The following is a 12,969-nucleotide window of genomic DNA, read 5'->3' as shown; positions in this document are numbered from 1 at the left end:
TCGGGCAGCGTGCCCTCCCTGACCCGAGCCCAGGACAACGCGGTGACCGAGCTGATGCGGATCGCCCCCGTGATCGACCGGCTCGGTGAGGTCTTCGCGGCGGCGGGCCACGAGCTGTACCTGGTGGGCGGATCGGTCCGGGACGCGCTGATGGGGCGGCTGGGTCACGACCTGGACTTCACCACCTCGGCCCGCCCCGACGAGATCGAGCGGTTGTTGAAGAAGGTGTCCCGCGAGGTGTGGGACGTCGGCAAGGCGTTCGGCACCATCGGCGGCAACGTCGAGGGCGGCTGGGTGGTGGAGATCACCACCTACCGGGCCGACACCTACCGGGCCGACTCCCGCAAGCCGGCGGTCGCCTTCGGGGACACCCTGGAGGGCGACCTGGTCCGGCGGGACTTCACCGTCAACGCGATGGCGGTCGACGTCCGGACCCGGAGGTTCGTCGACCCGTTCGGCGGGTTGGCCGACCTGGCCGGCGAGGTGCTCCGGACCCCGGGGACCCCCGAGCAGTCGTTCTCCGACGACCCGCTGCGGATGATGCGGGCAGCCCGGTTCACCTCGCAACTCGGTTTCGTGCCGGCGCCGGAGGTGATCGCGGCGATGTGGGCGATGGCCGACCGGCTGGACATCATCTCGGCCGAGCGGGTGCGCGACGAGCTGTCCAAGCTGCTGCTCACCCCACGCCCGCGCAACGGGCTCAACGTGTTCGTGGCGACCGGGCTGGCCGCCCGGGTGCTGCCGGAGCTGCCGGCGCTGCAGCTGGAGGTCGACGAGCACCACCGGCACAAGGACGTCTACGAGCACTCGCTGACCGTGCTGGACCAGGCGATCGCGCTGGAGCAGGCCCGCGGGCACGCGCCGGACCTGGTGCTGCGGGTCGCCGCGCTGCTGCACGACATCGGCAAGCCGGCGACCCGGCGGTTCGAGGAGGGCGGCAAGGTGTCCTTCCACCACCACGACGTGGTGGGGGCGAAGCTGGCCCGGAAGCGGCTGAAGGCGCTGCACTTCAGCAGTGACGAGATCAAGCAGATCGCCACGCTGATCGAGCTGCACCTGCGGTTCCACGGCTACGGCGAGGGGGACTGGACCGATTCGGCGGTCCGCCGCTACGTCCGCGACGCGGGGGACCAGCTGGAGCGGCTGCACATCCTCACCCGGGCAGACTGCACGACGCGGAACCGCAAGCGGGCGGCGGCGCTGCGGGCGGCGTACGACCACCTCGAGGCGCGGATCGCGGAGCTGGAGCAGCAGGAGGAGCTGGACGCGATGCGCCCGGACCTGAACGGCGACCAGATCATGGCGATCCTGGGGGTACCGGCGGGGCCGGTGGTCGGCCGGGCGTACAGGTACCTGCTGGAGCTGCGGATCGACAACGGTCCGTTGGGCGAGGAGGAGGCCGCACGCCGGCTGCGGGAGTGGGCCGCGGAGAACCTGTAGCGACCTCCTCCGGACACAACGGAGTCGGATCACTGCTCCGCGCAGGCCAGCACGCAGTGCAGCAGGACGTTGATGCCGTCGGTGCACGCCTCCGGCGTGGAGTACTCCCGCGGGTTGTGGCTGATCCCCTCGTACAGTCCGGGGACGAAGATCATCCCGGCCGGTGCGATGGCCGCGATCTCGCCGGCATCGTGGCCGGCGCCCGAGGTGATCCGCGCGTGGGACAGCCCGAGGCGATCGGCAGTGGCTTCGACCAGGTCGATCATGGTGGGGGAGAAATCCACCGGGGCGGTGTGTGCCGTCTCCCGCACGGTGATCGTGGTGCCGGTGCGTTCCGCGATGCTGTCGACACAGGCGCGCAGGTCGGTACGGGCCCGATCGAGGGCATCGGCATCCGGATTGCGCAGGTCGACGGTCAGCAGGGCGAGGGCAGGGACGATGTTGACCAGATTGGGGCGCACCTCGAAGCGGCCCACCGTGGTCAGCAGCCGGCCGTAGTCGCCGGAGGCTGCCATCTCGTCGGCGTGCACGGTGATCAACGCAGCGGCCAGGGAGGCGTTGCGACGCAGTCCACGCGGCGTGGTGCCGGCGTGGGCGGCGCGGCCGCTGATGGTGATCTCCCACCAGTTGATCGCCTGGACCCCGAGCACGACCCCGACCTGCCGATCGTGGTCGGCGAGGATCGGGCCCTGCTCGATGTGGCACTCCAGGTAGGCGTGCGGCGGGCGCGGCATCGGGACCGGCCCGGCACCGACCTGGCCGAGTCGGACCAACTCCTCGCCGATGCTTGCACCGTCACGGTCGGTCAGGGCGTACGCGTCGGTCAGGTCGATCCGGCCGGCGGCCACCGCGCTGCCCAGCATGTCCGTGCCGAAGCGCGCCCCCTCCTCCTCGGTGAAGAAGCACACCTCGATCGGGCGGCGGGTGCTGATGCCGGCGTCATCCAGAGTCCGGACCACTTCCAGGCCCCCGAGCACGCCGAGGCAGCCGTCGAAGCGGCCTGCCGTCGCCACCGAGTCGAGGTGCGAGCCGATCATCACCGGCGCGAGATCAGGCTCGCTGCCCGCCCTGCGGGCGAAGACGTTGCCGATGGCGTCCTGGCGGACCTCCAGGCCGGCGTCACGGAACCAGCCCACCACGAGGTCCCGGCCGTCCCGGTCGGCGTCGGTCAGGGCGAGGCGGCGGACGCCGACCAGGCCGGTGGCGACGTCGTCGTACGCCCCGATGCCACCCAACGCGGCAAGGCTGTCCCAGAGGCGGTCGCCGTCGATGGTCAGCTCGCCGATGGTCGACGAGGGATCGGTCGTGGTGGTCATGCTTCCTCCAGGTGGGAGACGGGTGCGAAGCCGCAGACCCGCTCGTAGTTGACGGGATCGGTGGGGCCCTCGGTCGACACGACGAGGACGTGGTCGTCCGGACCGAGGCCCAGACCCTCGCGGTGCCGCAGGAGTCCGGCGAGACCGGCGGCGCCGCTCTCGCCGGAGGCGATGCCGTCAGCGGCGAGCAGACGCATGGCGTCCTCGGTGTCGCTGTCGTCGACGGTGACGAAGGTATCAAAGCCCCGCGACACGTCGGCCCAGGCGGTGACCGACGGCGTACCGCAATTCAGCCCGGCCATGGATGAATTCTGCGGGCCCGGGATCGTCACGGGGTGGCCCTGGGCGATGCTCACCGTGACGCAGTCCGCGAGGGTCGGTTCGACCCCGACGAGCAGCCGGGCAGGGCCACCCGCGAAACCCCGCGCGATGGCTGCCGCGAAGGCCCCGACGCCGATCTGGGCCGCGACAACCGTCGGCGTGATCAATTCCAGGTCGGTGAGGATCTCGCCGGTGAGAGTGCCGTAGCCGTCGATCACCCACCGCGGGACCTCGGTGTAGCCCTCCCACGAGGTGTCGGAGATGACCACGTGCTCGGCGTCGGCCAGGGCTGCGCTGGCGTCGATGGCGTCGTCGTAGCCGCCGTCCACGACCCGCAGGTCCGCGCCCTCCGCCCGGATCGCTTCGCGTCGGGCCGTGACCATGTCCCGGGGGACCAGGATGATCGCAGCCAGACCCAGCAGGGAAGCCATCCGGGCGACGGCCCGACCGTGGTTGCCGTCGGTCGCGGCGACCAGTGTGACCGGGCGCGGCCCCAGCGCGGACCTGAGTTCCGCGAGGGTGACCTCCCCGGTCGGAGCGTCGTCGCCGAGGTGGGCGAGCAGTGCCCGGTAGCTGGCCCAGGAGGCACCGAGAATCTTGAAGGAGGGCATCGCCAGCCGGCTCGACTCGTCCTTCACCTGCACCGAGGCGACGCCGAGGGCCAGCGCCGCTGTCGGTGCGGCCTGCAGCGGGGTCGGTGCCCATCCCGGCAGCTGCCGGTGGAAAGCGGCGCTGCGGTCGTCGGCAGCGGGCACTGCCGCGCGGTCGACGAGGGGGTTGCGGACGATCCTGGTCTCGGTGCTGGTGGGCATCGGCTCTCTTCCTGGAGCGTGGCGGGATGGCCACCACTCTAGAAACTTGTATGACAACAGTCAAGAATCAGGTAGAACCTGTAATGGTAGATTCACATTGCTTTGTGACGATCCGGGAAGGGGACCGCATGAATCGGGGGGAGAGCACTCCGCGGGCTGACGGGATTCGGACCCGGCGGCAATTGCAGACCGAGATCAAGGACGCGATCCTCGCGGATTTCATCCTGTCCGGGAAGGTGGCCCCCGGGGACCGTCTCCCCTCCGAGGCCGAGCTGGGGGACATCTTCGGAGCCTCCCGGGTGACGGTCCGGGCCGCGCTGCAGAGTCTGCGTGACCAGGGGTACATCCGGATCGCCCGCGGCTCCGGATCGCACGTGTTGCCCCGCCCTGACATGGTCCGCTCCGGGCTGGACCGGCTGGTCTCCTTCGACACCTTCGCGCGGCAGGCGGGTCATCAGATGGGCACGGCCGACATCGAGCTCGGGGTGGCCCCTCCGGGTGATCAGGTGGTCCACGATTTCGTCAATGACAAGGGAAAACCCATCCTCCGTGTGTCCCGCACGAAGGTCCTGGACGGACATCGTTGCGCCTTCGTCGTCGACCACGTGCCGGCCTCGGTCCTCCCGCTGGACGTGCTTCGCGAGCGTTTCCGGGGGTCGGTGCTGGACCTCCTGCTGGACACTCCCGGAGCGGCCGCCTACTCCGAGTGCACCATCACCCCGACCGTCGCGGAGGCCTCCCTGGCGGCGATCCTCGACGTGGACCTGGGGGCCCCGCTGCTGCAGCTCAGCGAACACACCTGCAGCGCCGACGGTCGGCTGGTGAACCGTAGCGAGTCCTGGTTCGACCCCGCGTACTTCGAATTCCATCTGCGGCGTCGACGGGACGAATGATCCGTTCGGTCGGCGCCGTCGCCCGCTGTGTAACGGTCGGGTTCCGGGCCTGTTCCGATCACTCCACAATCCGCTGATCTGCCCTTCCAGGGCTGGTGGCCGAGAATCTTCTCGTGGTAGACAACTGCCAGTTGTCCTACAAGTCGTCGCCACAGGGAGGATCCGTGGAAGCCCAGACAGTCGTCAGGGGGGCCGAGGTCGTGACCCCGACCGAGGTGCGCCGTGCCGACGTCGCGGTCAGCGACGGGATCATCACTGCGGTCGCGCCCGAGCTCCTGATGGACAGCGTGGGTGAGGAGATCGACGGCCGAGGGCTGCTGCTCGTCCCCGGTTTCGTGGACATGCACGCGCACAGTGCGCTGCATGCCTTCGACGAGCCCGAGATGACCGCCAAGATCGGTCAGGGCTTCACCACCGAGCTCGTCTGTCTGGACGGCCTCGGCCCCGCCCCGGTGTCCGATGAGGTCCGTGACGGTCGCCGCCGCTACCTGGCGGCGCTCGAGCCGAGCCGCAACGCCCCGTGGGACTGGCACAGCCTGGCCGACTACCTGCAGTCGCTGCAGGATGCCCGTCCGGCCACGAGCATGGCCGCCTGCGTCCCGCACAGCGCCGTCCGGGAGGTCGTCATGGGCGGTGTCGACCGCCGCCCCGCCGCCCGGGAGATCCGGGACATGCAGGCCCTGGTCGCCGCGGGCTGCGAGGCCGGTGCGCGGGCCGTGTCGTTCGGCATGATCTACGCCCCAGGGCTGTTCGCCGACACCGCGGAGCTGACCGCGGTCGCCGCGGTCGCCGCTCGCTACGACGTCCCGCTGGTTCCGCACGTGCGCAATGAGGCCGACGGGATCGTCGACTCGATCCGTGAGTTCGTCCAGGTGGCGGAGCGCACCGGGGCGCCGCTCCACGTCTCCCACCTCAAGCTGATCGGCAATGCCCATCGTTTCCACGACCTGATGGACCTGCTCGAGGCGGCTTCGGGTCGGATCCGGCTCAGTGTCGACCAGTACCCGTACGGGGCCGGAAGCACCGTCCTGTCCGCCTTGCTGCCCCCTCACGCGTTGGCGGGCGGACCGGCGGCGGTGCTCGATCGGCTGGCCAGCCGCACCGAGTGGCGTCGGCTGGCCCACGACATGTGGCACGGCCTGCCCGGCTGGGAGAACCTCTTCGCCTCCTGTGGCCCGGAGAACATCGTCATCACCCAGGCCGCCACGCCATGGGGACACACGGTCGGTCGTACGGTTGCCGAGGTCGCCGAGGCGAATGGCGAGGACCCGGCCCTGACCGTGCTGCGGGTCCTGGCGGACACGAACCTCGACGCCGGGATGATCGACCACTACTCGAGCGAGCAGGTCGTCCGCGACATCTATCGCGAGTCCGGCTCCCTGGTGGGCACCGACGGCGTGTTCAATCCGCACCCGCACCCGCGCCTCTACGGGACAGCGGGCCGGTTCCTCGGTCGCTTCGCGATCGAGGAGGGCATCGTCGACGTTGTCGACGCCGTCCGCAGGATGACCACCGAGCCGGCCCGCATCCTCGGGCTGGCGGATCGCGGCGCGATCGTCCCCGGGCTGCGCGCCGACCTGGTGCTGCTCGACCCGACCACGTTCCGGGACCGATCCACCTACCAGAACCCGATCGCCCTCCCCGATGGCGTGGAGTGCGTGATCGTGGGCGGGCAGATCGCTCGTCGCAGCGGACGCAGCACCGGCACCCGCACCGGCTCCGTTGTCCGTACCGCCCCCGTCGGCGCCCGCTGACGAATCCCTGATCCCCGTCGGGCGACCGTCCGGCGGATCCCGTCCAGTCCCGCCCCGTCGCGGCACTCCGGAAGGACCACCACCATGAGCACCACCAACGAGACCATCGACCCGACCACCGCGACCAGCACCTCGGTGTGGGACGTCGAGCCCGGCGAGATCCGTACGCCAGGTCTGCCTCACTTCGTCATGACGGCGTTGTTCACCGGGATCGGTGTCGTCGTCGGAACCTTCGGCAGCCTGGCCATCCCGCTCGGCTACATCACCGCGTTCTGGCCGGGCCAGGCCATCCAGAGCGTCGGCGGCATCTGGTACGGCGGCTGGGGCGGCATCGCCGGTGCCGTCTTCCCGCTGATCTCCAACGCCATCTCCGGTGCAGCACCCCTGCCGGTCTCGCTCGCCTACATCCCGGGCAACCTCGCCCAGGCGATCGTCGGCGGCATCGCCTTCCGGCTGCTCAAGGCCGACCCGCGCCTGCGCACCGGCAAGGACTGGGCGGTCTTCACCGTCTTCGGCATCATCCTCTCCAACGCCATCGGTGCGGCCTGGGGCAGCGGCGTGCTGCTCCTCTTCGGGTTGATCTCCGCGGATGCCTTCCCGGTGACCTTCATCGGCTGGTTCCTGGGCAACTCCATCGCCTCCTGGGTGCTCGGCGTGGTGATGCTCAAGTACATCTCCCCGATCGTGTTGCGCTCCAAGACCTTCGTGAAGCGCGTCTGGGCCTGAGCCCCGGACCGTCCCCGACCACTGACCACCATCCACCACGACCAGCCGGGAGGATCCCATGACCACCACGGTGCAGGACGCCACGGCGCGCGCTGCGACGACCCCCGCTCCACCCGAGGTCGCACGTCCCCGCGGCCGGGCGATGCGCAAGACGATCGTCGGCTACATCCCGTCCCGCTCGCCCATCTACCGACTGCACCCGGCCTCCCGGCTGGTCCTCTACCTGGTGACTTCGGTGATTCCGCTCTTCATCGAGGCGCCGGAGATCAACCTGCTCGTCGTCGCGATGACCCTGGTCCTCTTCCGCTTCGCGAACGTCCGGATGACCAGGCTGAAGATGTTCGTGCCGATGTTCCTCACCGTCTTCGTGATCCTCGGCCTCACCTACACTCTCTTTCCGCGGGAGACGGGCCCCGGCGGCGGCACGGTGCTCTTCAGCATCGGCCCGGTGACGGGCTACTTCGAGTCCCTGATGTGGGCTTTAGCCACCTACTGCCGGATCATCGCGCTCGTCCTTGCCTCGATCTTCTACTTCTCCACCAACCGCGAGTCCGACATCCTGGTCGGCCTGCGCACCCTGGGCGTGCCCTTCGTGGTCTCCTACTTCGTCGGCCTGACCCTGCGCTCGGTCGGGATCTTCCTCGAGGACTACGCAGTGATCAAGGAGGCCGAGATCGCCCGTGGTCTCGACACCCGCAACCTCGGCCTCGTCGGCAAGGTCAAGCACTTCGCCATGAACCTGGTCCCGCTCTTCACCCTTTCCATCCGGCGCAGTGAGGACATCAGCATCGGCCTGCACGCCAAGGGCACCTCCCTCGCCGGCCGGGTGGGCGGCGCCCGCCGCCCCGACTACCTGCGGTCGAGATTCGTGATGAACCCTCGGGACTGGGTGCTGGTCGTCGCCCTGGTGCTCGCCCTGGTCGGGGTGGCGACCCTGCGTTTCACCACACCGTGGCTGGGACTGGTCCGGTCCGCCACGTACGCGGCCCTGTCCGGCCTGCTCTGAACCCCCGATGCGAACCCAGGTGAACACCATGACACCCTCCGACCCACCAGCCATCCGGCTCACCGACTTCGCCTGGAAGTACCAGGGCGCCAGGGAATTCGCGCTCAGCGGCGTCGACCTCACCATCCGCGCGGGGGAATTCGTCGGCGTCGTCGGCCCCAACGAGGCCGGCAAGACCACCCTGGTCCAGGCCATCAAGGGGATCATCCCCAGCTGCCACAACGGGGTCCTGCGCGGCAGCGTCGAGGTCTTCGGCCGTGAGGCCAAGGACCTGTCCGCCACCGAGGCCGCCGCCACCGTCGGGATGGTCTTCGCCGATCCCGACGCCCAGTTCACCTCGATGAGTGTCGAGGAGGAGATCACCTTCGGTCTGGAGAACCTCGGAGTGCCGGTCGGCGAGATCCTCACCCGCCTCGACGAGGTGGCTGCGCTCACCGACCTGGCGGATCTGCTGGAGAAGTCACCGCACGAGCTGTCCGGCGGCCAGAAGCAGCGGGTGGCCATCGCCGGCGTGCTGGCGATGCGGCCGCGGATCCTCATCCTCGACGAGCCCACCTCGATGCTCGACCCGCGCTCCAAGACGAGCGTCTACCGCCTGCTCACCGAGCTGAAGGAACGGCTCAATCTCACCGTCATCGTCGTCGAGCACAGCCTGGAGCGGCTGGTCGATGTCTGCGACCGGCTGCTGTTGGTCTCCGCGGGAAGCATCCGTGTCGACGCTCCCACCCGGGAGTTCTTCGGCCGCCTCGACGCCGCCGATCGTCGCAGCATCCGGGTACCCGCCACCGTCGGCTTCCTGGAGCGGGTGCGCCGCGCCGGCGGTCTGCCGGCCGAGGGTGACACTCCGGTGACCCTCGGCGACGTGTCCTCCGCCGCCCGATCCCTTGCCTCGTCAGGAGCCCTGGCATGACCTCCACCCCCCACTCCACCGACATCCCCGCGGACCCGATCATCGACGTCCGGGGCGCCGCCTTCCACTACGAGGACGGGACGGAGGCGCTCAGCCGGATCGATCTGGCCGTACGCCCGGGCGAGTTCCTCGCCCTGATCGGTACCAACGGCAGTGGCAAGACGACCCTCTCCAAGTGCCTCAACGGCATTCTCAAGGTGACCTCCGGCACCGTCACGGTGGACGGCCGCCGGATCGACCGGGACACCCGTACGTCCGAGCTGATCGCCAGCATCGGCTACGTCTTCCAGAACCCGGACCACCAGCTCTTCAACGCCCGGATCCAGGACGAGATCGCGTACGCCCCTCGCAACCTAGGCCTCGATGCCGACGAGGTCGACCGGCGGGTGCGGGAAGCCGCCAGGACCGCCGGAATCGGCGAGCACCTCTTCGACGAACACCCGTTCTTCCAGCCCAAGGGCATGCGCCAGCGGGTCGCGATCGCCTCGATCCTGTCCTTGCGGCCGAAGATCATCGTCGTCGACGAGCCGACCACCGGTCAGGACTACCGCCAGTCCATGGAAGTCATGCACTTCCTCAAGGACCTCAACGAGCAGCACGGCCACACCATCATCGTGATCACCCACGACATGGACATCGTGGCCGAGTTCGCCCATCGGGTCGTCGCCATGACGGCCGGCCGGATCATCATCGACGGGCCGACCCGCGATGTGATGAGTCGACCCGAGGACATCGCCCGGGCCGACCTGATGCCGCCGGTGATCACCCAGCTCGCCCAGTCGCTGGGCGACCTCGGCGTGCCCGGTGACGTCCTGGACGAGGACGAGCTGGTGGCAGCCTGGGCGAGCCTGACCCGGCGGGAGCTGTCCGCATGAGTGACACCATCCTGTTCACCGGTGGCCGGGTGGCCGACGAGTCGGGCGCCCGGCCCGCCGATGTGCTGGTCCGCGACGGCATCGTCGTCGCGGTCGGCGACCTGACCGTCGGGGACCTCGACTGCCGGGTGGTGGACTGCACCGGACGGATCCTGCTGCCCGGCGGCGTCGACGTGCACACCCACCTGGAGTCCGGGTCGTTCACCCAGAAGACCTCCGACGACTTCTTCACCGGCACCCGCGCCGCCGCGGTCGGTGGCACCACCACGATCGTCGACTACGCCAGCCAGTTGCCCGGCCTGACCATCTCCGAGTCGGTCGCCCGCCATGCCGCCTCGGCGGCCGAGAAGGCGGTGATCGACTACGGGCTGCACGCCTGCGTCAGCCGGCTCTACAACGGCTTCGACGCGGAGCTGTCCACTCTCGCCGCCGACGGCATTACCAGCCTCAAGACGTACCTGGCCTACCGGGGCACGCTGATGATCAACGACGGCGAGCTCTACCGGGTGTTGTCGCGTGCCGGCACCACCGGGATGCAGGTGTGCGTGCACGCCGAGAACGGTGACGTGATCGACGTGCTGGCCGCAGATCTGGTCAGCCGAGGCGTTCGCGGGCCCGAGGGACACCTGCTGTCCCGGCCCCCGTCGACCGAGGCCGAGGCCGTCGCCCGGGCGATCCGGATCTCCCGGATGGCCGAGGCGCCGCTCTACTTCGTGCACATGTCCACCCAGGAGTCGGTCGACCTGATCGGCGAGGCGCGGATCTCCGGCTGGCCGATCGGTGGTGAGACCTGCACCCACTACCTCTCGCTCGGCCCGGAGGCCTACTATCGGCCCGACTTCGAAGGGGCCAAGGTCGTCCTCACCCCGCCGCTGCGCGAGGAGTCCCACCGCCACGCCCTGTGGCGCGGCCTGTCGTCGGGCGTGCTCGGCATCGTCAGCTCCGACCACTGCCCGTACTGCTTCGCCACCCAGAAGACCGACGGACGGGACGACTTCCGCGACATCCCCAACGGCGGCCCGGGGATCGAGCACCGGATGATCGTCACCTACTCGGAGGGGGTGCACAGCGGCCGGATCGACCTCGGTAAGTACGTGTCGGTCACCGCCGCCGAGCCCGCCCGCCGGTTCGGCATGTTCCCCCGCAAGGGCATCATCGCGCCCGGCGCGGACGCCGACATCGCCGTCCTCGACCCCGACGGCAGCACGCATATCTCGGCCGCCGGCCAGGCGCAGAACATCGACTACACGCTGTGGGAGGGGGTCACCGCTCACGGCCGTCTCACCCAGGTCTGGTCCCGCGGGGAACTGGTCGTCGAGGACGGTCGCCCGACCGCCGCCGGCGACCGCCCGGGACGGGGCCGCTTCCTCCTCCGAAAGGCAGTCGGATGACCCCCGAGCCCACCCTCGCCGCCCTGCTGGCCCGGCTGGACCGGGTCGAGGCGCATCAAGCGGTCGCCGACCTGATGTCGTCCTACATCAACGCCTGCGACCTGGCCAAGGACATCGACCGGATCGTCGAGCACTTCACCCCCGACGCGGTCTGGGAGGGCGTCGGCCGCAACATCGAATTCGGCACCTGGCAGGGCCGCGAGGCGATCGCCGCGAACTTCCGAGGCGTCCAGGAGCGCCAGCCCTTCACCTACCACTACCTGACCAACCAGGAGATCCGGGTCGCCGATGACGCCCTGTCCGCGACCGGACGATGGCTCTGCTTCGAGCCGTCGACCATCCGGGAGGGAACCCTGCCGGTGTGGATCGGCCTGGCGTACGACAACACCTTCGTCCGTGACGGGGACCAGTGGTTCATCTCCCACCTGGCCGTCGACACCCTCTTCGCCACCCCGTACGACAAGGGCTGGGGTGTCGAGATGTTCACCCCGGTCACCGCACCCAAGGAGCCGAGCCATGCGTGACCCCCTGCCCACTGCGACCGACACCACCGAAGTCCTCGACCAGGCCGACATCCCGGTGATCGCCCTCGACGGCCTCGACTCTCCCGACCAGGAGGTCCGCCGCGCCCTCGGTGCCCGGATCGATGAGGCCAATCGCCACGTCGGCTTCCTCGTCGTCTCCGACCACGGTGTCCCGCAGCGACTGATCGACGACATGCATGACGTGTGCGAGGAGTTCTTCGCTCTTCCGGAGCACCTCAAGCAACCCGTCCACCAGCCCGCACCGGAGACCAGCCGCGGCTGGATGGAGCCGCACGCCCGGTCGTTGGCCGGCAAACGGACTGGGGACTACGTCGAGTACTTTGCGATCGGCTCCCCCGAGGCCATCGGCGAGGGGGTCTTCGATCACGTCAATCTGTGGCCGGCGGGCCAGGATCGGTTCCGGGCGGTGTGGACCGCGTACTACCGGCAGATGGAGCGGGTCGCCACCACTCTGCTGAAGGGGTTCGCACTGGGCCTGGGCCTGGCCGAGGACTGGTTCGACGCCTCCTGTGCCAAGCACTGTTCGGTGCTTTTCGCGAACGGCTTCCCGCCGGTCAGCGACCTCGCTGTGCCCGGCTCGGTGCGACTCGGCGAGCACACCGACTACGGCAGCCTGACCATCCTCTATCGCAACGAGCGGCCGAGCGGGCTGCAGGTGCGCCAGGAGGGACAGTGGCGCCTGGTGCCCGACATTCCGGGCACTTTCGTGGTCAACATCGGTGACCTGATGGCCCGGTGGACCGACGACCGGTGGGTCTCCACGCTGCACCGGGTTGCGAACCCGCCGGCTCCGTCGCTGGGCGAGCGCCGGCTGTCGATCCCGTTCTTCCACCAACCCGACCCGGACGCCCTGATCGAGGCGATCCCGACCTGCATCGGCGAGTCCGGTGCGAAGTATCCCCCGATCACCTCGGGGGACAACTACCTGCTAAAGACCCGCCGATCCCTCGCGGCGGCCTGAGCCTGATCGGACAGGAATG

The 12,969-nt window shown here is 69.5% G+C and carries 12 protein-coding genes; 10 read left to right on the top strand and 2 right to left on the bottom strand.

Going from position 1 to position 12,969, the window contains the following annotated elements; all coding sequences use genetic code 11:
• Window positions 1–54 precede the first annotated feature (54 nt).
• Window positions 55–1,440, top strand: a complete 1,386-nt coding sequence (locus R0145_RS17845) for a CCA tRNA nucleotidyltransferase (RefSeq protein WP_411742130.1) — start codon at window positions 55–57, stop codon at window positions 1,438–1,440.
• Between the two features lie 29 nt (window positions 1,441–1,469).
• Here R0145_RS17845 and R0145_RS17840 read toward each other — a convergent pair whose 3' ends face one another.
• Together R0145_RS17840 and R0145_RS17835 are read right to left on the bottom strand one after the other, a co-directional pair.
• A complete protein-coding gene (locus tag R0145_RS17840; RefSeq protein ID WP_317838294.1) occupies window positions 1,470–2,756 on the bottom strand; it encodes a Zn-dependent hydrolase in 1,287 nt (428 codons plus the stop codon).
• Window positions 2,753–3,889 (bottom strand): diaminopropionate ammonia-lyase, encoded by a 1,137-nt coding sequence (locus R0145_RS17835; protein ID WP_317838293.1) that lies wholly within the window; start codon window positions 3,887–3,889, stop codon window positions 2,753–2,755. The genes R0145_RS17840 and R0145_RS17835 overlap by 4 nt, the downstream gene beginning before the upstream one ends.
• A 182-nt stretch (window positions 3,890–4,071) precedes the next feature.
• Between R0145_RS17835 and R0145_RS17830 the strand changes: the two genes are divergently transcribed.
• From R0145_RS17830 to R0145_RS17790, 9 genes are all read left to right on the top strand, one after another.
• Complete coding sequence (locus tag R0145_RS17830; protein WP_317838292.1) at window positions 4,072–4,782, top strand: GntR family transcriptional regulator; 711 nt, start codon at window positions 4,072–4,074, stop codon at window positions 4,780–4,782.
• Between the two features lie 164 nt (window positions 4,783–4,946).
• Entirely contained in the window at window positions 4,947–6,536 is a 1,590-nt protein-coding gene (locus tag R0145_RS17825) for an N-acyl-D-amino-acid deacylase family protein (RefSeq protein WP_317838291.1), read from the top strand.
• An 84-nt stretch (window positions 6,537–6,620) separates the two neighbouring features.
• Window positions 6,621–7,262, top strand: coding sequence for an MASE1 domain-containing protein (locus R0145_RS17820; protein WP_317838290.1), 642 nt, complete (start codon window positions 6,621–6,623; stop codon window positions 7,260–7,262).
• A 58-nt stretch (window positions 7,263–7,320) separates the two neighbouring features.
• Window positions 7,321–8,268, top strand: coding sequence for an energy-coupling factor transporter transmembrane component T (locus tag R0145_RS17815; RefSeq protein ID WP_317838289.1), 948 nt, complete (start codon window positions 7,321–7,323; stop codon window positions 8,266–8,268).
• A 28-nt stretch (window positions 8,269–8,296) separates the two neighbouring features.
• A complete protein-coding gene (locus tag R0145_RS17810) occupies window positions 8,297–9,178 on the top strand; it encodes an ABC transporter ATP-binding protein (protein WP_317838288.1) in 882 nt (293 codons plus the stop codon).
• Window positions 9,175–10,053, top strand: a complete 879-nt coding sequence (locus R0145_RS17805; RefSeq protein WP_317838287.1) for an energy-coupling factor ABC transporter ATP-binding protein — start codon at window positions 9,175–9,177, stop codon at window positions 10,051–10,053. The genes R0145_RS17810 and R0145_RS17805 overlap by 4 nt, the downstream gene beginning before the upstream one ends.
• Window positions 10,050–11,444, top strand: a complete 1,395-nt coding sequence (gene hydA / locus R0145_RS17800) for a dihydropyrimidinase (protein WP_317838286.1) — start codon at window positions 10,050–10,052, stop codon at window positions 11,442–11,444. The genes R0145_RS17805 and hydA overlap by 4 nt, the downstream gene beginning before the upstream one ends.
• Complete coding sequence (locus tag R0145_RS17795) at window positions 11,441–11,968, top strand: nuclear transport factor 2 family protein (RefSeq protein WP_317838285.1); 528 nt, start codon at window positions 11,441–11,443, stop codon at window positions 11,966–11,968. Before hydA ends, R0145_RS17795 begins: the two co-directional genes overlap by 4 nt.
• Complete coding sequence (locus R0145_RS17790) at window positions 11,961–12,950, top strand: isopenicillin N synthase family dioxygenase (RefSeq protein WP_317838284.1); 990 nt, start codon at window positions 11,961–11,963, stop codon at window positions 12,948–12,950. Before R0145_RS17795 ends, R0145_RS17790 begins: the two co-directional genes overlap by 8 nt.
• Window positions 12,951–12,969: the final 19 nt, after the last annotated feature.

Origin of the sequence: Raineyella sp. W15-4, assembly GCF_033170155.1 — a bacterium.
In the GTDB taxonomy this organism is placed as follows: Bacteria; Actinomycetota; Actinomycetes; order Propionibacteriales; family Propionibacteriaceae; genus Raineyella.
The sequence above is the reverse complement of the archived record's forward strand: the minus strand, read 5'-3'. Positions and strand labels throughout refer to the sequence as shown.